Origin of the sequence: Collinsella sp. LCP19S3_B6, assembly GCF_052121815.1 — a bacterium.
GTDB lineage: Bacteria > Actinomycetota > Coriobacteriia > Coriobacteriales > Coriobacteriaceae > Collinsella.
This window is the reverse complement of sequence record NZ_JBQKDN010000001.1, coordinates 1-18,273: the sequence shown is the minus strand read 5'-3', so window position 1 is coordinate 18,273 and position 18,273 is coordinate 1. Positions and strand designations below refer to the sequence as shown.

The 18,273-nt window shown below is 58.0% G+C and carries 11 protein-coding genes, 2 tRNA genes and 1 rRNA gene; 13 read left to right on the top strand and 1 reads right to left on the bottom strand.

From position 1 onward, the window contains the following. Positions 1-99: 99 nt before the first annotated feature. Positions 100-3,210, top strand: a complete 3,111-nt coding sequence (locus tag ACTQWD_RS00070; RefSeq protein WP_441558982.1) for a hypothetical protein — start codon at positions 100-102, stop codon at positions 3,208-3,210. Between the two features lie 20 nt (positions 3,211-3,230). Then, a complete protein-coding gene (locus tag ACTQWD_RS00065; protein WP_427717880.1) occupies positions 3,231-3,449 on the top strand; it encodes a hypothetical protein in 219 nt (72 codons plus the stop codon). A 62-nt stretch (positions 3,450-3,511) separates the two neighbouring features. Here the strand turns inward: ACTQWD_RS00065 and ACTQWD_RS00060 are convergent, their stop codons facing one another. Continuing rightward, a complete protein-coding gene (locus ACTQWD_RS00060; RefSeq protein ID WP_441558981.1) occupies positions 3,512-6,943 on the bottom strand; it encodes a SpaA isopeptide-forming pilin-related protein in 3,432 nt (1,143 codons plus the stop codon). A 298-nt stretch (positions 6,944-7,241) separates the two neighbouring features. On the opposite strand from ACTQWD_RS00060, the gene ACTQWD_RS00055 reads away from it, so the two are divergent. From ACTQWD_RS00055 to ACTQWD_RS00005, 11 genes are all read left to right on the top strand, one after another. Continuing rightward, positions 7,242-7,316 (top strand) — tRNA-Gly (locus ACTQWD_RS00055). A gap of 194 nt (positions 7,317-7,510) precedes the next feature. Next, positions 7,511-8,857, top strand: a complete 1,347-nt coding sequence (purB, locus tag ACTQWD_RS00050; RefSeq protein WP_154516820.1) for an adenylosuccinate lyase — start codon at positions 7,511-7,513, stop codon at positions 8,855-8,857. Positions 8,858-8,986: 129 nt separating this feature from the next. Next, positions 8,987-9,250, top strand: coding sequence for a TIGR03905 family TSCPD domain-containing protein (locus ACTQWD_RS00045; RefSeq protein ID WP_427794045.1), 264 nt, complete (start codon positions 8,987-8,989; stop codon positions 9,248-9,250). Next, a complete protein-coding gene (locus ACTQWD_RS00040; protein WP_427748135.1) occupies positions 9,250-10,461 on the top strand; it encodes a hypothetical protein in 1,212 nt (403 codons plus the stop codon). The genes ACTQWD_RS00045 and ACTQWD_RS00040 overlap by 1 nt, the downstream gene beginning before the upstream one ends. A gap of 152 nt (positions 10,462-10,613) precedes the next feature. After that, complete coding sequence (locus ACTQWD_RS00035; RefSeq protein ID WP_006236208.1) at positions 10,614-11,336, top strand: response regulator transcription factor; 723 nt, start codon at positions 10,614-10,616, stop codon at positions 11,334-11,336. 11 nt (positions 11,337-11,347) lie between these two features. Beyond that, a complete protein-coding gene (locus ACTQWD_RS00030; protein ID WP_154516828.1) occupies positions 11,348-12,913 on the top strand; it encodes a sensor histidine kinase in 1,566 nt (521 codons plus the stop codon). A 118-nt stretch (positions 12,914-13,031) separates the two neighbouring features. Then, a complete protein-coding gene (locus ACTQWD_RS00025) occupies positions 13,032-13,910 on the top strand; it encodes a phosphoribosylaminoimidazolesuccinocarboxamide synthase (RefSeq protein ID WP_154516897.1) in 879 nt (292 codons plus the stop codon). Continuing rightward, positions 13,911-14,486 carry a hypothetical protein gene (locus tag ACTQWD_RS00020; protein WP_427717870.1) on the top strand — a complete coding sequence of 192 codons (576 nt, stop codon included), beginning with the start codon at positions 13,911-13,913 and terminating at the stop codon, positions 14,484-14,486. It abuts the gene before it with no gap. 93 nt (positions 14,487-14,579) lie between these two features. After that, the gene (locus ACTQWD_RS00015) at positions 14,580-15,860 is read left to right on the top strand and encodes an aminopeptidase (protein ID WP_441558980.1); all 1,281 of its coding nucleotides are present in this window, start codon (positions 14,580-14,582) and stop codon (positions 15,858-15,860) included. A gap of 28 nt (positions 15,861-15,888) precedes the next feature. Next, positions 15,889-15,964, top strand: a tRNA-Lys gene (locus ACTQWD_RS00010). Positions 15,965-16,741: 777 nt separating this feature from the next. Then, a 16S ribosomal RNA gene (locus ACTQWD_RS00005) occupies positions 16,742-18,248 on the top strand. Positions 18,249-18,273 lie beyond the last annotated feature (25 nt).

Below are 18,273 nucleotides of genomic sequence, written 5' to 3'. Positions count from 1 at the left end.
TTCGGCCGATTGCGTTCGCTCGGGGTATACTTTCGACTATATACGGTTCTAATGTGCAAGCATTGGGCCTATTTGTCGGATTATGGATGTGGAGCGCACATGGCGAACACCCAGAACTATATCAATCATCTGCTACAGGGCACGGGCATCACGCCGGCGTGCAGCGAAGAAGAGCGTTTGGCTGCCGAGGATATCGCCCAGATCTTCCGCAATCATGGCTTTGATCCCGAAGTCCAGGAATTTAACGCTCCTGCACCCAGCAGGCTGGCATTTGCCGTCACAGGCATTCTGTCTTTTGCCGGCGCCCTGCTTATGGGTATTGGCGGCAGCATCGGCTTAATCGGTGTTCTGCTGGCCATCGCCGGTGCCGTGTTGTATGTGCTCGAGCGTACCGGTCGCCCTGTTATCTCTCGCCTGGGCAAGACGGGCGTGAGTCAAAATGTCATTGCCTATCACAAGGCCACAGGTCCGCTTGCATCTCCGCGCAACCGTCCGGTGGTTGTTGTCGCCCATTACGATTCTCCGCGTGCCGAGCTCCTCGCTCGCGAACCGTACGCGCCGTATCGCGCGCTCATCGCCAAGATGCTGCCGGTCGCCACGATTGTCCCCGCTGCCGTCGCCATTCTGCGTATACTGCCGCTCCCCGGCGCTCTGAAGGTTCTGCTTTGGATCGTTGCGATCCTCGCCTCTCTTGTGGCGCTCGCCAACGCGGCCAATATCATTGCCAACCGTTTTGTTCTTCCCTATACGTCCGGTGCGGTCTGCAATAAGTCTTCTGTAGCCGCGATGCTCGGTGTCATGGATAACGTTGCCCCTTACCAGGGCGAAAACGAGTTCCCTAACGACATTCCGTTTGATGACTATTTTGGTGAGCAAAAGCGTCGTGCCGAGGAGATGGCGCGCGCGGCGGCTGAGTATGCCGCTGCCCAGCAGCAAAACGACTACGGCAACACGATCGAGTACGAAGAACCCTCCTACAACGAGGACGAGTTTGGCCAGCCGATCGCTCCCGAATCCGAGCAGGGCGAAGTTTTTGACGAACAGATCGATGGCTTTGAGGGTGCCTCAGCTGACGAAACCCTGATTGGTGTCATTGCTCCCGAGGCTCAGGCTGAAGCCGAGGTTGCTGCCGAGCCGGTCGCGGATGAGGATGCCGTCGAGTCGATTGGGGCGCCCGCTGTCGCCGAGCCGAGCGAGCCCGAGCCTAAGCTGTATCGCAATGCTGCCGGTAATATTCGCTTTGGTTCTGATGCCATTCGTGCCCTGGGGATGCTTCCCGAGTCGTGCACGCTTGATTACGAAGAGGGCGAGGAGCCGACGATCGATCCCGAGCCTGCTTCGGTTGAACCTGTCGCCGCGCCTGCCGACGAGCCCGTCGTCGATACCGAGCCCAAGACGGAACCCGAGCCCAGCCCTGAACCCGAGCCGGACGCCGCTGCGCCCGCCCCGGTGGTTCAGGATGTGTACGACGATTCCGCCAGCGATTACGATGAGTATCCGCAGCGCGTTTCCTATGAGAGCGATACCGATTTTTCGGCCGATCTACCGGTCGCGACGCCCCATGCCGATATAGCATCTGCGTTCTCTTCGATTGGAGCCAGCGCTTCAAGCTTCTTTAAGGGCGCACTCGCTAAGGGTAAAAAACTTGTCGACGACCTTGAGGAAAAGCGTGCCGCTGCGCGCGAGGTGGCAGAGCAGGAGGCTATTGCCCACCAGCAGGCTGCCGAGGCCGAGCGTGAGCGTGCGGCGCGGGAATTTGAACAGCATGAGGCTGAGCAGCCTGCCGCGACGGAGGTCGCCGAGGCTACGACGTCCTTCGAGGCCCAGCAGCCAATCGACGCCACCGAGACGCTCGATGCCGCGAAGTTCGATGCCACGATAACGTTCGAGAAGCAGGGTACTGCCATCGCCGAGCCCCTTTCTGTTTCCGATGAGTCCCAGGATGCTGCAGATGAGATCGAGGCGCCCGAAGCCGAGCCGGCTGAGAGTGTCGATGCCGAGCAGGTTGAGAACGTTGACGCCGAGACGAACACCGCCGACGAGATTGAAGCCGACGCGACGGTCGTCGTTGAGCAAGAAGAGACCCCGGTGATTTCTAACGCCGATGAGTCCAGGCCGTACTCTACGCAGATCTTTACCATGCCTGCCCCGAGCGATCCCGGCTCCACGGTTGCCAACCCCGCATCGGCGCAGGTCGAGACGGTTGATTCGCTCATGGCACAGATTTCGTCCAAGGCCGCACCGCGTCCGCAGATGAATATCCCCGATCCCGCTTCTGCTCCGGTGCTCACACCTTCTTCTTCGCCGCTTGCCTCGGTCCCCGATCCGTTGCTGCCCTCGATGCAGCAGGCCAACGTCGCATCCCGCACATCCCTCTTCGATCTCCCCGACCCCTCGGCTCAGGCCGACGATCCTTTCGCGACAGCTCAGGGGCCCGAGCCCACGTCGGCACCGGTTGCCCCCTCCATGCCCGTTTCTTCGGGCGCTCAGCCCATCGAAACCATCTCGGCTCCCGTCGCCAAGGAGGCAAAGCCTCAGAAGCGTGGTCTGGGCGGCTTGTTCGGACGCAAAAAGAAGAATGAGCAGAACAGCATGAGCGACTGGCTGGGCGTCGAGGATGACTACGATGCCAAGAAGTCTGGCCGCGGTATCGGCTCTTGGGATAACTTTGAGGACGATGATAACGGCTGGAAGGGCGGTGCCACCTCTTCTGACGGCGCTTCTGCTGAGGACATGCTTTCGGCTGTTGCCTCCATGGGTGATGACGAGCTGCTTGGTCACGATATCTGGTTTGTGGCAACGGGTGCCTCGGATTGTGACGGCGCCGGTATGAAGGCGTTCCTCGAAGCCCATCGCGATAAGCTGCGTGGTGTGTTCTTTATCAATCTTGAGTCCATTGGAGCCGGTAGGCTTTCGGTCGTGACGGTCGAAGGCGAGCAGCAGTTGCTCAAGGGTGATCGCCGCATCATGAATCTGGTCAGCAAGGTGTGCAAGTCGTTCCACGTTGATTGTGGCGCGTTTGAGATGCCCTATGCCAAGACCGATGCCTATGCCGCGCTCGAGGCGAGCCGTCGCGCCCTCACAATTGCCGGTGTCGATGGCCCGCGTCTTGCCTGCGCGCGCACCGAAGACGATTTGCCGTACAACGTCAACCCGACGAACATCGCTACGGTGTCCGAGGTTGTCACCGAGGTCATCCGCCGTTCGTAGCGGACCTCTAAGGAGTTAGCGTGTTTTCATACATCAAACGCCATTGGCCCGTCTATGTGGTTCTGTTTTTGATCGCCATCGCTATGGGTCTGGGGGCCGCATATATCGTGGGCGCTAAGGGGTCGACGCCCAGGTCCACGATGAGCGAAGAGGTGGAGCAAGAGCAAAGTTTGGGTGCCGACGGTATTTTGGATGGCGATCTGGAACTTGTTGACGGCGGGTCTGCGTCTACGGAATAGCCTTTGGTTACATACGCCAGATAACGGGCGAGCCGGCATATCGGCTCGCCCGTTATTTCTACCTACTCCTCTTTTGATGCCGAGCTTAGCCAAGTGAGCCAAATTGCTGTGCCACCGGCGGTCAATAATGCGGTGAGAAAAGAGATGATGGGTGCATTGCCCGTATTTGGAAGATCCTGCGGAATGGCGCATTTTTGAACAACACGATCTTTATCGTGCGACTCGAGTTTTTCGCCTCCTCCGTTGCGGCAAAGGTCAACACGGGCACTGTTGGCGAGTGCGGTTTGGGGTGTATAGGATGAGGTTGCATACATCCGGATGATTGCTCCGTGTAAATCCGATTTGAGGGATGCCGCCGCGTCGTCAAGGTCGTCATGCTCGTCTTTAAGCCCATTGCGATTCCAAGAATCGTTGTCGCGCCGGGTCGTAAAGTCTGCGGAAACCGAGCCATACTCAAAGCGAATCCCCGTGATAACAGTGTCGTCCGAAAGCGTAAGGTCCTTTACTTCGAGGGTGGAAGACTCCGTGGTCGAGACATCGGCTTTCCAAAGACTCCAGCCATCGTAATCGACAATCCGCACATCCTCGCCCAGCCGCTCTTTGACCTCGGCTGTCTCGAGCCACGGGTTGGTGTGTTCATCGTTAAGTGTGGCGTTGGCCTTTTCCTTTATGCCCAACTTGTCTGCCGGTGACGTTCGATACCAAACATTGCAGAGCCCGTTTAAGTCGCCGACGGCGATCGGGGTTTTAATGGCGACAAGTTTGGTCGTGCCGTCTTTGGCACATTCGAGATCGTCGGTGACGGTGAACTCGTCGACCCAGGTGCTCGATTCGTTTTGAGCGTCGATGGTGTAGGAATAGGAGCCCTTTCTGTCGGGTTGCGTCGCCGCCCGGTTTTTACCGTCGCCGTTCGCCACTGTTCCCTTTGCGGTTGGCCGCGCGATTTCTTGTCGCTTGTCGACGCTCCCCTTAATCTCAATCGGTGCATCCTTCATGGTTACGGCCTGGATCTTCCCCGTATCCTCGACTTCAAAGGATGCGTCTTCAGCGAGGTCATAGGAGCGCGGGGACATTGTTTCGCGTAGGGTATAAGAACCGGGTTCAAGGTGCTCCACGCGATGGGGCTGCTCGGATGATATCCAAGAATCAATTTCTGTTCCATCGGCGTCGCATAAGACCAGTCGGGCGCCTTCAACTTCATGCTTGCCTGTCATATCGACCTTGGAGAAATCGACCTTGGTGTAATCATTAGGCAATTCGATCTGCGACTCGACCACGGGGACCTTCTGGTCGATATAAGTAAGCTCAACGATATGTGCTGTCCGATCAAGTAGATAGCCGTCGGGAGACTGGGTTTCAACGACTTCGTATCGTGCCGTTCCGCAACCCAGCGAAAGGTTGTCTACGCGAGCTTTACCTTGTTCATCGGTTGTGACGGAGGCAACGGCTTCACCGGCAAGGGCGGCAATGTGGCCATCGGGGCAAACGATATCGTCGGCAGCGCGAATTTCAAACCTGGCACCAGATAGGGCACTGCCGTCTACTGCGTCAGCCTTCACGATCTCGATGCTTCCGGTTGCCGCGCTGTTGAAATACGAGACGGCGGCGATAGGTGTGAGATCTGCATCGGCAGGAATCGTCACCTTCAGTTCGTCGCCCACAAGGTAGGGCGCTTTGGCTGCGACTTCTCGTACGTAATATGTGCCCGGCTTGAGCGATTCTGGCAACGTGACGGTGCCGGTCGCATTGGTGGTAAAGGTGTTCATAACGTTGTGCGTCGGATACCAGCATGTTTGAGAGATGGGTTCACGGTTGCTGTTGAGCAGCTGAAAACTAAAGCCGGCAAGGGGGACGGAAGCTCCCGTCCGGGCATCGCGTTTGATGATTTGGAGATGTGTCGAAAGGGCGTGATTGTCCACTATGTACTGAAGCTTGGCTCCGTCGGCGATTTGCTCGGGCGCGATGGTCCAATCTTCTGCCCGCTTGAAGCCTGCGGGAACAGTTTCCGGGACCTCGCGAACGGTATAGCCCGCACGATCGTAGGGGATGGCTCCGTGGACGCCGTCCGGTCGTGTGCCCGCGCCAAACCAGGCCTTGGGCTGGTCTTTGGTGGATGCGAAGCCATAGATATTTGTCGTCAATGTGCCTACGACCTGCTTAGAGCTGTTGCTGACAATTTCAAAGACGACGCCTTCCGCTGGCTGTTCTAATCCCGATTGCTCGCCGTTCCCGTAATCCTTGAACTTGGAAATCTCGAGGTCAAACGCAACATGAGTATTGGGGATGCGGCGTTCGAGCTCAACGACACCCATGTCGTTTAATTGATTGGGACCGACCGTATAGGTCCAGCTGTCATGGGGGAGCAGGTAGCCCTCTGGTGCTTTCGATTCGTAGAGGGTAAAGGTTCCCAGGGGAATGTCGCTTAAGGTCGCCTGGCCATCGCCTTCGGTCGTGAAGGTGCGCGTCCACCCAGGGGTAGATTGCGAGACACAGGTAAATTCGGCTTTGGCGAGCGAGGTTCCCGCCTGCGCTCCGGCACTCGTTGCGGCATCGGTTTTGACGACACGCAGCGTGATAGAACCTGGCTGCTCGTTGATTGTGACATGTCCGCCGCTTTTTCCGGTGGTAAAGGCAATGCGATCGCGTCGGGGCAGATAGCCTGTCGGCGCTTTGGTTTCGATTAGGTAGTATGCCGTGTTGGGCAAAAGTGTTGCCCGTGCACGACCGTTGCCGTCCATTTTGATGCTGCCGACGTGTTTGTCCGTGTTTTTCTCAAAGATGTTAAACGTCGCCCCACCTAACTGATACGTATCGTTCCCGCTGGTAATGACAGTGTTCGCAGACCTTTTCTCAAAGGATACGGTGATGGTGGGCAAAACGTAGAGCATATCCTGGTGCCGGCCTTCGTTAGAGACGGGTCCGTGATAGCGTCTGGCGCGATGCGGGTCGGCCTTAATATTTCCGGCTTTTGCGTTGTCGTAGAGCCAGCGCGCCGCCGCGACAACCTCGGCGTCTTGATCGAACTTGCCGCTTTTGGCAACGCCGGCGTTGTTTGTATACGCAAAAGAGCCATCGGGGCGCGTGGTTCCTTTGAGCATCCACACGGCAATCTGGGTCGCGGCGCGAGCGCGTTCGGCCGTTAGGTTATGGCCGCCAAATGATGTGGCGGAGGGGTATCCATGGCAGATGACGGCGGCAAACTCGTTGTCGAGCCATGTCCAACCCTGATTGTAGGTCCGCCAGGGTCCTCCCGGGCTGCTGGGGCCGGGGCAGTCTTGGTTCATGCAGTAAGAAATCGAGGCGTCTTGTGCCTCGTACTTGCCAATGCCAAACGGTCCGCACATATCGCTGATGGTGCGAAAACTAAGCGTATCGTTTCCATCGACGGCGCAGGCGGTACCAGGCGTGGCGCAGGCTAGAAACAACAAGAGGAATAGGAGCAGCGGTGCTGTTGCGATTGCGCTGTGGACAGAGTGCGTGGGTGCATTGGACATGGCTGCTCCTTATCCTTTGTGCGCCGCGCTGGGAGATTGCGGCGCGTGGGATGAGATTAGCGCCGGGGGTCATACGGGTAAGTACCGCGAGCTGACCAAGAACTTGCCAAGTTCCCAACAAATGGAGACCGGTTTTAGATAATCAAACAAAAGAGCAGGTAGAAGACGGTGTAAAACAGGTTACTCGAGTCCCTGTTTTCGCAATTCGAGCAACAAGAAGATGTTTTTCCATGCGTAAAACATGGGTTGGCGCCCTTGTATCAAACAAGACAACCGCGTTATACTATCCCCCACATATGCGGGCATCGCCAAGTGGTAAGGCATCAGCTTCCCAAGCTGACACTCGCGGGTTCGAGTCCCGTTGCCCGCTCCAGTTAAAAGTACAAGCACGGCACCATCACGGTGTCGTGCTTTTTTCAATAAAGTGCCGGGACTCGAACCCGACAGGGTGTGAACGTTAGGCAAATGGCAAAATGTTAGGTTAATACCTGCTGCCTATACTTGCACCTGCGCACGGTACAATGGTTGAGTTACGACCAACGTGCCAATAACCAAAAAGGAGCCGCTATGATCGATCGCTATACCCGCCCGGAGATGGGACACATCTTCTCCCTCGAGAACAAGTACGCCATTTGGCAGGAGATTGAGGTTCTGGCCTGCGAGGCCCAGGCGGAGCTCGGCAAGATCGGTATTTCTAAAGAAGAAGCTCAGTGGATCCGCGACCACGCCAACTTTGAGAAGGCGAAGGTCGACGAGATCGAAGAAGTCACGCGCCATGACGTCATTGCCTTCCTGACCAATATGAAGGAGTATATCGACGCCGATGTTCCCGAGGGCGAGCCTAAGCCCAGCCGTTGGGTTCACTATGGCATGACCAGCTCTGACTTGGGCGATACGGCCCTGTGCTATCAGCTCACCCAGGCCTGCGACCTAATTATCGAGGACGTCAAGAAACTCGGCGAGATCTGCAAACGTCGCGCTTTCGAGGAGCGTAACACGCTCTGCGCCGGTCGCACTCACGGCATCCACGCCGAGCCTATGACCTTTGGTATGAAGTTTGGCTCTTGGGCCTGGGAGCTCAAGCGCGATCTGGATCGCCTTGAGGACGCTCGCAAGAACGTCGCCTTCGGTGCCATCTCGGGTGCCGTTGGCACCTACAGCTCCATCGAGCCGTTTGTCGAGGAGTATGTCTGCGAGCACCTGGGTTTGGTTCACGACCCGCTGTCCACGCAGGTTATCAGCCGCGACCATCATGCCTACCTCGCTGGCGTCCTCGCCACCACGGCGGCCACCTGCGAGCGTATCGCTACCGAGGTTCGCAATCTGCAGAAGACCGATACGCTCGAGGCCGAGGAGCCGTTCCGCAAGGGTCAAAAGGGCAGCTCCGCCATGCCGCACAAGCGTAACCCGATCACCATGGAGAAGGTCTGCGGCCTGTCGCGCGTCGTGAAGTCCAACGCCCAGGTCGCCTTCGACAACGTCGCCCTGTGGCATGAGCGTGACATTTCGCACTCTTCTGCCGAGCGCGTCGCCCAGGCCGATAGCTTTATCGCGCTTGACCACATGTTCCAGTGCCTTATCCGCGTTATCGATGGCCTCCAGCTGTATCCGGCTCGCATGATGGCCAACCTCAACAAGACCCGCGGTCTCATCTTCTCCTCCAAGGTTCTGTTGGCCCTCGTCGATACGGGCATTACCCGTGAGGACGCCTACGCAATCGTGCAGGAAAACGCCATGGCGACCTGGCATGAGGTGCAGGACTGCGTTTCCGGCCCCACCTTCAAGGAGCGCCTCGAGGCCGATCCGCGCTGCACCGTCAGCCAGGAGAAGCTCGACGAGATCTTTGATCCGTGGGACTTCCTCACCCGCATCGATACGGTCTTCGATCGTCTGGAGCAGCTGAGCTTCGAGTAGGTTCGGGCATAACGTTAGCTATTTAGGGCGCTTTGCTGGTAATGTGTGTTGCCGGTAAAGCGCCTCGTTGCATTTATGGAAAGACGGGGATAATAGTCGTCTCGAATGACATTCTGAGAAGGAGATCGCATGATTTCGTTTGATTACAAGCCCCAGGGCGTGTGTACTCGCAATATTCACCTCAATCTTTCCGATGACGGCAGCAAAGTGCTGGGCGTTGAGTTTACCGGCGGCTGCAACGGCAACCTCAAGGCCATCTCTAAATTGGTCGAAGGTGCTTCTTCCGATCGTGTGATTGAGGTGTTGGCCGGCAATACGTGCGGCACGAAAAAGACCTCCTGTGCCGACCAACTTACGCGTGCCATCGAGGCCGCGCGTGCCGAGATTGCCTAATGAGTATTTTTGATCGCGTTAAGAATGGGGTAACGCGCCGAGGATTTGTGTTGGGTGGTGCTGCCGCGAGTGCTGCCACGCTGCTTGCGGGGTGCTCGAAAAAAACGGGCACCAGCGATGATGCTGCCGGTGAGCCGCAGGTTATCAAAGATGATTCCAAGATCGTCTCGATTACCGAAGAGTATGAGGCCGTCGACATTGATCTTAAGCCGACGGCGTCGTGGACGTTGCCATTGGGGACGCTGCTGTACTACTGCGATGGCGGTTACGCTGCGGCGATGATGGCGCCCGCATCTGCGCTGCATGCCAACACGCTTGGCGTGTTCAACATGGGGGACGGCTCACTCACCACGTTGATTGACGATCCTGTCGAGGGTTCCGGTTATGCGTTTTACGACGTTCGCGCCACCGATAGTGTGTTTGCGTGGGTTGAGATGAACTACGCGAATTCGTCGTGGAAGCTCTATGCGCAAACCCTGTCGGGCGCGGCGCTTACTGGTAATGCCGTTGAGCTTGATCGCGGCGGTGAGGATTACGACCCTCCGCTGTTTACCGCCTTTGACTCGTCGGTCATCTGGTACAAGATGCCTTCGACCGGTGGCAATAAGACCGGCAGCGATTCATATTGCTACCGCCGTTCGCTCGATGAATCTAAAGCGGAGGCAATCTGGAAGTCGACAGGCCGCTTTGCGTCTGCACCGCGCGTGAGCGATGGCATCCTGACTATCTCACCCCGCGTGCGCAATGACGAGGGCGTCTACTACGGCATGACGGCGATCGACCTGACGGATGGCAACAATACCAAGAGGGCTCAGCTGGTCCTTCCTTCGTCGGTGTCACCTTTCGAGGCCGTATATATGGGCGATACGTTTGTGTTCTCCATTGAGGCGACCTATGCCGGCGTGGGCGGCCTGGGCAATATGGGTACCTACATTGGTAACGAGGGCGGACCGTATCAATTTCTATCGCGCGAACCGCTTGCGTGCGCCGCCGGCAGGAAGGGCAAATATCTGGTTAAGGTTCAGGCATCGCATTTTCTGATCGATACCTCCGCTAAAACCTATGGTTCGCTGCTGTCGCCCGACCGCGCTCTCGAATATGGCGATTATCCAGCTACGGCGGGAAAATCGAATACGTTTTTAACCTATGCCACGGTGCGTAATAGCCAAGGAATTCCCGAGACGGTTACCGCTCGCCTGTTCTCTCTTTAGCGCCGAGGGGTTAAAAAGGCGCCAACGGGGGAATAAGCCCATTGTAACCGTGAGTACCGCCCGCCGAGCTGTCGCGCCCATGCGATGCCCGGTGGGCTCAGGTGCGTTAAAATGGGCTTGTTCTTAGCTAATTGAGACAGGGGGGCCGTGTTATGGCTTCAGATGCAAAAAAGATTCTGCTGGTCGAGGACGAGAAGGCGATCCGTGACGCTGTCGCTGCCTATCTCGAGCGCGAGGGCTACTGGGTTGTTGGCGTTGGCGATGGCCAGTCTGCGATCGAGGAGTTCGAGAAGCACCAGTTCGACCTGGTTGTGCTCGACCTTATGCTCCCCAAGATCCCCGGCGAGCGCGTTTGCCGCACTATCCGCGATACCTCGGATGTGCCCATCATCATGCTTACCGCCAAGGGCGAGATCGAGGATCGCATCATCGGCCTCGAGCTTGGTGCCGACGACTACCTGATCAAGCCGTTCTCGCCGCGCGAGCTCGTCGCCCGCGTTCGCGCCCTGTTCCGTCGTGCTCACCAGGCAGACGAGCCCGCCGTTGAGGTACTCGACTTTGGCGATCTGGTCATCGATATCTCGGGCCACAAGATCTTGGTCGAGGGCAAGGAAGTTGATTTGACCGCTTCCGAGTTTAAGCTGCTTACCACGCTTGCTCGCCATCCCGGTCGCGTCTATAACCGTATGGAGCTGGTCGAGAAGGTGCTCGGCTACGACTTTGAGGGCTACGAGCGCACCATCGACAGCCACGTGAAGAACCTTCGCGCCAAGCTGGGCGACGACCCCAAGAAGCCTAAGTGGCTCTATACCGTTCACGGCGTCGGTTATCGCTTCGAGGCTCCGGCCAAGACCGATAAGTCGGACGAGAAATAGGTAAATCACATATGACACCTGCGCGCTTTGAAATCGGACAAAAGCACAAGCAGGAGAACGAGGCGGGTTCCAAGGCAAGTTGGAACACGCCTCGTTCCGATTCACGGCCGGCGATGAGCTATCCCTCGCGTATGGCTTTGGCTTTTGCCCTGACATCGCTCATGACGGTATTGGTGCTGGTGGGCGTTGTCTCCGTTGTGTGGGGTACCGTCTTTTCGGATTACACGCGCTCCAATATCGTCGAGATCGCCAATTCTGCTGCCGAAAAGCTTGCGACGTCGTATGAGGAAAACGGCAATTGGACTGCGGGCGAGCTGCGCACGGTCGCGACATCGAGCTTGGTGTCCGACGACCTGGGTATGCAGGTCGTCAACAAAAAGGGCGTTGTCGTTTATGACGACTCATGGCCTTCGGCAAGTGCGACCGCCGATGTGCGCGAGAGCGAATTGCCGTCGAGCAGCTCGAGCGGTAAAAAGGCCTCGCATAGCCCGGTCTCGTCAGCGCCCACCGACTCCGATAGCGTTGCCAACGTCGAAATCGTTACGTCCTCTGGCGAGCATGTCGGACAGGTAAAGCTATGGGCTATCGGCTCCGACGCTCTGCTCACTAAGGCAGATTCTGCGTTTAGGGAGAAGACCTTTAACGCCATGGCTCTTGCCGCGGTTGTTGCAATCTGCATCTCGGTCGTTATCGGATCGCTCGTGTCGCGCATGCTTACCAAGCCGATTCATCGTATTACGAGCACAGCCAAGCAAATTCGCGACGGCGATCTGTCTGCTCGTACGGGCTTGCGCGGCGATGACGAAATCGACCAGCTGGGTGAGACCTTTGACGAGATGGCCACCTCGCTCGAGAAAGATATGAAGCACGAAAAGCGCCTGACCTCGGATGTCGCACACGAGCTTCGTACACCGCTCATGGCCATGCTTGCAACGGTCGAGGCCATGCAAGACGGCGTGTACCCCACCGACGACGAGCATCTGGAGACGGTCGCTTCCGAGACGCGTCGCCTCGCTCGTTTGGTGCAGCAGATGCTCGACCTATCGCGTATGGAAAACAGCACGGCTCCGCTCAATCTCGAACCGGTGGACATGGTTCCGTTCGTGCGATCGATTGTGAACGGCCAGGAGCGTCTGTTTGCCGACCGTGACCTTCGCCTTCGCTTTGCAGATGAAACCCAGGGGCACGACGATGTCGTCGAGGCCGATCCCGACATGATCACGCAATGCGTCATCAACCTCATGAGCAACGCCATGCGCTACACCCCCGAGGGCGGTTGGGTCGTAGTGTCGGTGCTCAGTGACCGCAAGCATGTCAGTATTGCCGTTTCGGATACCGGTATCGGTATTGCCAAGGACGATCTGTCGCGTATCTTCGGACGATTTTGGCGCGCCGATGCCAGCCGCGCCCGCGAAGCTGGCGGCCTGGGCGTCGGCCTCGCCGTAACTAAACAGATCGTCGAGCGTCACCATGGCTACATATCCGTGGAGTCGGAGCTTGGAAAGGGTACGACTTTTACGATTCATCTGCCCCGCGAGCACACGGCGGACGCGGCATCTACTACAATGGAGCACTAGCTTTTCGCTATTCGGTGAAGGAGGGACCGCGTCCCTGCCGCTCCGAGTTTGCGAAAACGTGCGGTAAAGAACCCGCATTTCTGTCGTATTTAGGTAAGGAGTGACTCACGTGACAACGATGGAGCGTCGTCCGGATTCCCGTGGCAAGGTTCGTGATATCTACGATGCCGGCGAAAACCTGTTGATGGTCGCCACCGATCGCATTTCTGCGTTCGACTTTATTCTTCCCGACGAAATTCCGTTTAAGGGAGAGGTGCTCAACCGTATCTCGGCGTTCTGGTTCGACAAGTTTGCCGATATCGTCCCCAATCACCTCGTCTCCATCGATCCGGCGGATTTCCCCAAGGAGTTTGCCGAGTATCGTGACTATCTCGCAGGCCGCGCCATGCTGGTTAAGAAGGCCCAGACGATTCCTATCGAGTGCATCGTCCGCGGCTATCTGACCGGTTCGGGCAAGAAGACCTACGACGAGAACGGCACCGTCTGCGGCATCCAGCTGCCTGAGGGCCTGACCGAGGCCTCCAAGCTCCCCGAGCCGCTGTTCACCCCGTCCACGAAGGCCGAGATCGGTGATCACGACGAGAATATCTCGTTTGAGCGTTGCTGCGAGATCGTTGGCGAGGACATCGCCACGCAGATCCGCGATCTATCTCTTAAGATCTACAAGGCTGCCGCCGAGTATGCAGCGACCCGTGGCATCATCATTGCCGACACCAAGTTTGAGTTTGGTGTCATCGATGGCAAGGTCACGCTGATCGACGAGTGCCTCACGCCCGACTCCAGCCGTTTCTGGCCTGCCGCCAGCTACGAGGAGGGTAAGATTCAGCCTAGCTACGACAAGCAATTCGTCCGCAATTGGCTCAAGGCCAACTGGGATATGACGGGGGAGACCCCGCATCTGCCCGCCGAGGTCATCGATGGCACGTCCGAGCGCTATCGCGAGGCCTTCCAGATCATCACGGGCTCCCAGTTTACAAGCATGAAGGAGAACGCGTAAGTGAGTACCCGCAGCGCCACGAACAAGCGCACGCAATCCCACGAGGTTACCGGGGTTGCGCGCAAGTCCGCCGCATCCGCCAAGCCAGCTCGTCAGGCAGCGAGTTCTGTTCGCGTCGTGCCGGCATCATCCAAGGCACGCCGCAAGGAGCTCGAGAAGGGCGAGAGCCTTGAGGGCCTCTCTAAAGAGGAGAAGCGCGCCCGCAAGGCTAAGCGGCGCGCCAAGGAGGACCGCATCTACACGGTGTCGAGCATCCTTCTCAAGCAGGATGAGGACTACACCAAGCGCCGTCGCATCTGGTGGGCCGTGCTTACTATCGGCATGGTGCTCGTCGTGGCCATTTGGTCTTCGCTGTACTTCGCTCCCGCTGGCATGGTGTCCAGCCCCGTCCAGATGGCCGGCATTGTTTTGTCCTACATCGTCATTCTGGGTGACTTCATCTACGACTTCGTGCGCATCCGTCCCTTGCGTAATATGTATCGCGCGCAGGCCGAGGGCATGTCCGATAACAAGCTCAACGCTATTATCGAGCGCTCGGCTGCCAAAGAGGACAAGAAGGCCTCCAAGAAGAAGTAGTAGCGTTACAACCTACAGATATCGCTAAGATATAAGGCGCGTCGTTTTTTGCGGCGCGCCTTTTTACTGTCCTGTAGATAGATGGAGTGGCACATGATTCGAGCTGCCCTGACGGTCGAAGAGGCTCTGGAGGGTATGAAGTCCCTGGAGCCCAAGATTAAAAATTATGCGCGTCTCGTTGTCCGCAAGGGCGTCAACGTTAAGCCCGGTCAGGAGGTCGTCGTTCAGTCTCCCGTCGAGTGCGCGTCATTTGCGCGCGTGGTGGTTGCGGAGGCTTATGACGCCGGCGCCGGTCACGTGACGGTCATCTGGGCTGACGATGCCGTGACGAGGCTTACCTACGAGCATGTCGAGAAAAGCTATTTTGAGCAGACTCCCGAGTGGAAGCGCATACAGCTGGATTCGTTTGCCCAGGACGGTGCCTGCTTTATCTTTATTGAGGGCACGGACCCTGCTGCCCTCAAGGGTATCGATCCCGCTAAGCCTGCCGCAGCTTCTAAGGCGAGGAACATGCAGTGTAAGGTCTTCCGCCGTGGACTGGACTACAACATTAACCCGTGGTGCATCGCCGGCGCTCCGGTCGCTGCTTGGGCGCGCGAGGTATTCCCGGGAGACGCCGATGAGGTTGCAGTCTATAAGCTGTGGAATGCGATTCTGCACACCGCTCGTGCTGATGGCCAGGACCCGGAGAGCGACTGGGAGCTCCATGACGCCACATTCGAAAAGAACCTGCGCTTCCTAAACGATAATCAATTTGATTGCCTGCACTACACCGCTTCGAACGGAACTGATCTGACGATTGGAATGACGAAAGGCCATGAGTGGGCCGGCGGCAAGGGAAAAACTCCCGACGGTCACCCTTTCTTCCCCAACATTCCCACCGAGGAGGTCTTCACCTCGCCCGATCGTATGCGCGCCGACGGCATCGTGTACTCGGCTATGCCGCTCATTCACCACGGCAATAAGGTTGACAATTTTTGGATTAAGTTCGAGAACGGCCGCGTAGTGGACTATGACGCTCGCGTGGGTAAGGCAACGCTTGCGAGCATTATTGAAACCGATGAAGGTGCTGCTCATCTGGGCGAGGTCGCGCTTATTTCCAAGAACACACCAATTCGTGAAAGCGGCATTCTGTTCTACGACACACTCTATGACGAGAACGCCAGCTGTCACCTTGCGTTGGGTGTCGGTTTTCCCGAGTGCATCGAAAGCGGGTATGACATGTCCAAAGAGGAGCTTCTGGAGCACGGAGTCAACGTTTCGAGCACGCACGTTGACTTTATGATTGGCACGGACGACATCGATATTACGGGCATTACACCTGATGGACGTGAAATTGTGATTTTCCAGAACGGCCAATGGAGTTGGGAATAGTCTCAGACCGTGGTACAATGCCATCCGCGGGCCGTTAGCTCAGCTGGCAGAGCAGGGGACTTTTAATCCCAAGGTCCAGGGTTCGAACCCCTGACGGCCCACCATAGAATAGAAAAGCGACTGGCGGATGCCGGCCGCTTTTTTTGTTGCCGGTGCACGGGTTCGAACCCGAAAGGGCGCGGAGCTGAGGAAACGCGTCAGCGTTTGCCAGCGCAGCGCGCGAGGCGCGGAGGCGCCGAAGCGGCCGCCCGCGCAGCGGGCCCGAACCCCTGACGGCCCACCATAGAATAGAAAAGCGACTGGCGGATGCCGGCCGCTTTTTTTGTTGCCGGTGCACGGGTTCGAACCCGATCTTCTCTATATATAAGGACGCCTGGCGGCCAAAACCAGCCTTTTACCGACAGGAAACCAAAACCAGATGCCGTTAGAGTAAAGTAGCGCACCAGAGATGACCGATACCTCAACACCTATAAACCAGCTGGTCATCGCCAATACCGGAAGCCAATGCTTCAGATATGACTTCAGTGGAACAGCTGAAGGATTGGTTCATTTGTGAACAAAATATGGAGTGCTGGATTCCCGCCCCCGGGGCCCCTCCGGTCTGGCAATATATCTCCTTGCCGCGCGGCCCGGTCGGACCGGGAACCGGCGCAGGCGTGCACCTTGAGAACCGGATACTGCGAGGATGGACACACCAGATGTGTCGCATCCGGGCAGACATCGAACCATTTGAAATGGTCTGACTTGGATTCGTTTTTCGCAAGGCCGCCGAGAGGCGGCCCCGAGAAATTCCTTTTCCTATCAAACAGAACCATATGAATCGAACGGAACCGATCAGCGAATGACTGAGAGGACCGGACGGGCTCGAGGCCCATTTACTTTGGACGGAGAGTTCGATCCTGGCTCAGGATGAACGCTGGCGGCGCGCCTAACACATGCAAGTCGAACGGCACCCACCTCCGGGTGGAAGCGAGTGGCGAACGGCTGAGTAACACGTGGAGAACCTGCCCCCTCCCCCGGGATAGCCGCCCGAAAGGACGGGTAATACCGGATACCCCCGGGAGCCGCATGGCGCCCGGGCTAAAGCCCCGACGGGAGGGGATGGCTCCGCGGCCCATCAGGTAGACGGCGGGGTGACGGCCCACCGTGCCGACAACGGGTAGCCGGGTTGAGAGACCGACCGGCCAGATTGGGACTGAGACACGGCCCAGACTCCTACGGGAGGCAGCAGTGGGGAATCTTGCGCAATGGGGGCAACCCTGACGCAGCGACGCCGCGTGCGGGACGGAGGCCTTCGGGTCGTAAACCGCTTTCAGCAGGGAAGAGACGAGACTGTACCTGCAGAAGAAGCCCCGGCTAACTACGTGCCAGCAGCCGCGGTAATACGTAGGGGGCGAGCGTTATCCGGATTCATTGGGCGTAAAGCGCGCGTAGGCGGCCCGGCAGGCCGGGGGTCGAAGCGGGGGGCTCAACCCCCCGAAGCCCCCGGAACCTCCGCGGCTTGGGTCCGGTAGGGGAGGGTGGAACACCCGGTGTAGCGGTGGAATGCGCAGATATCGGGTGGAACACCGGTGGCGAAGGCGGCCCTCTGGGCCGAGACCGACGCTGAGGCGCGAAAGCTGGGGGAGCGAACAGGATTAGATACCCTGGTAGTCCCAGCCGTAAACGATGGACGCTAGGTGTGGGGGGACGATCCCCCCGTGCCGCAGCCAACGCATTAAGCGTCCCGCCTGGGGAGTACGGCCGCAAGGCTAAAACTCAAAGGAATTGACGGGGGCCCGCACAAGCAGCGGAGCATGTGGCTTAATTCGAAGCAACGCGAAGAACCTTACCAGGGCTTGACATATGGGTGAAGCGGGGGAGACCCCGTGGCCGAGAGGAGCCCATACAGGTGGTGCATGGCTGTCGTCAGCTCGTGTCGTGAGATGTTGGGTTAAGTCCCGCAACGAGCGCAACCCCCGCCGCGTGTTGCCATCGGGTGATGCCGGGAACCCACGCGGGACCGCCGCCGTCAAGGCGGAGGAGGGCGGGGACGACGTCAAGTCATCATGCCCCTTATGCCCTGGGCTGCACACGTGCTACAATGGCCGGTACAGAGGGATGCCACCCCGCGAGGGGGAGCGGATCCCGGAAAGCCGGCCCCAGTTCGGATTGGGGGCTGCAACCCGCCCCCATGAAGTCGGAGTTGCTAGTAATCGCGGATCAGCATGCCGCGGTGAATGCGTTCCCGGGCCTTGTACACACCGCCCGTCACACCACCCGAGTCGTCTGCACCCGAAGTCGCCGGCCCAACCGCCAAGGGGGGAGGCGCCGAAGGTGTGGAGGGTGAGGGGGGTGAAGTCGTAACAAGGTAGCCGTACCGGAAGGTGCGGCTGGATCACCTCCTTTCTAGGGAGATACATTCTTAGAGAGA

Bases quoted from the DNA above. Each gene is read 5' to 3' on its own strand.
- ACTQWD_RS00070 (WP_441558982.1), top strand. From the start codon at position 100: ATGGCGAACACCCAGAACTATATCAATCATCTGCTACAGGGCACGGGC.
- ACTQWD_RS00060 (WP_441558981.1), bottom strand. From the start codon at position 6,943: ATGTCCAATGCACCCACGCACTCTGTCCACAGCGCAATCGCAACAGCA.
- purB (WP_154516820.1), top strand. From the start codon at position 7,511: ATGATCGATCGCTATACCCGCCCGGAGATGGGACACATCTTCTCCCTC.
- ACTQWD_RS00045 (WP_427794045.1), top strand. From the start codon at position 8,987: ATGATTTCGTTTGATTACAAGCCCCAGGGCGTGTGTACTCGCAATATT.
- ACTQWD_RS00040 (WP_427748135.1), top strand. From the start codon at position 9,250: ATGAGTATTTTTGATCGCGTTAAGAATGGGGTAACGCGCCGAGGATTT.
- ACTQWD_RS00035 (WP_006236208.1), top strand. From the start codon at position 10,614: ATGGCTTCAGATGCAAAAAAGATTCTGCTGGTCGAGGACGAGAAGGCG.
- ACTQWD_RS00030 (WP_154516828.1), top strand. From the start codon at position 11,348: ATGACACCTGCGCGCTTTGAAATCGGACAAAAGCACAAGCAGGAGAAC.
- ACTQWD_RS00025 (WP_154516897.1), top strand. From the start codon at position 13,032: ATGGAGCGTCGTCCGGATTCCCGTGGCAAGGTTCGTGATATCTACGAT.
- ACTQWD_RS00015 (WP_441558980.1), top strand. From the start codon at position 14,580: ATGATTCGAGCTGCCCTGACGGTCGAAGAGGCTCTGGAGGGTATGAAG.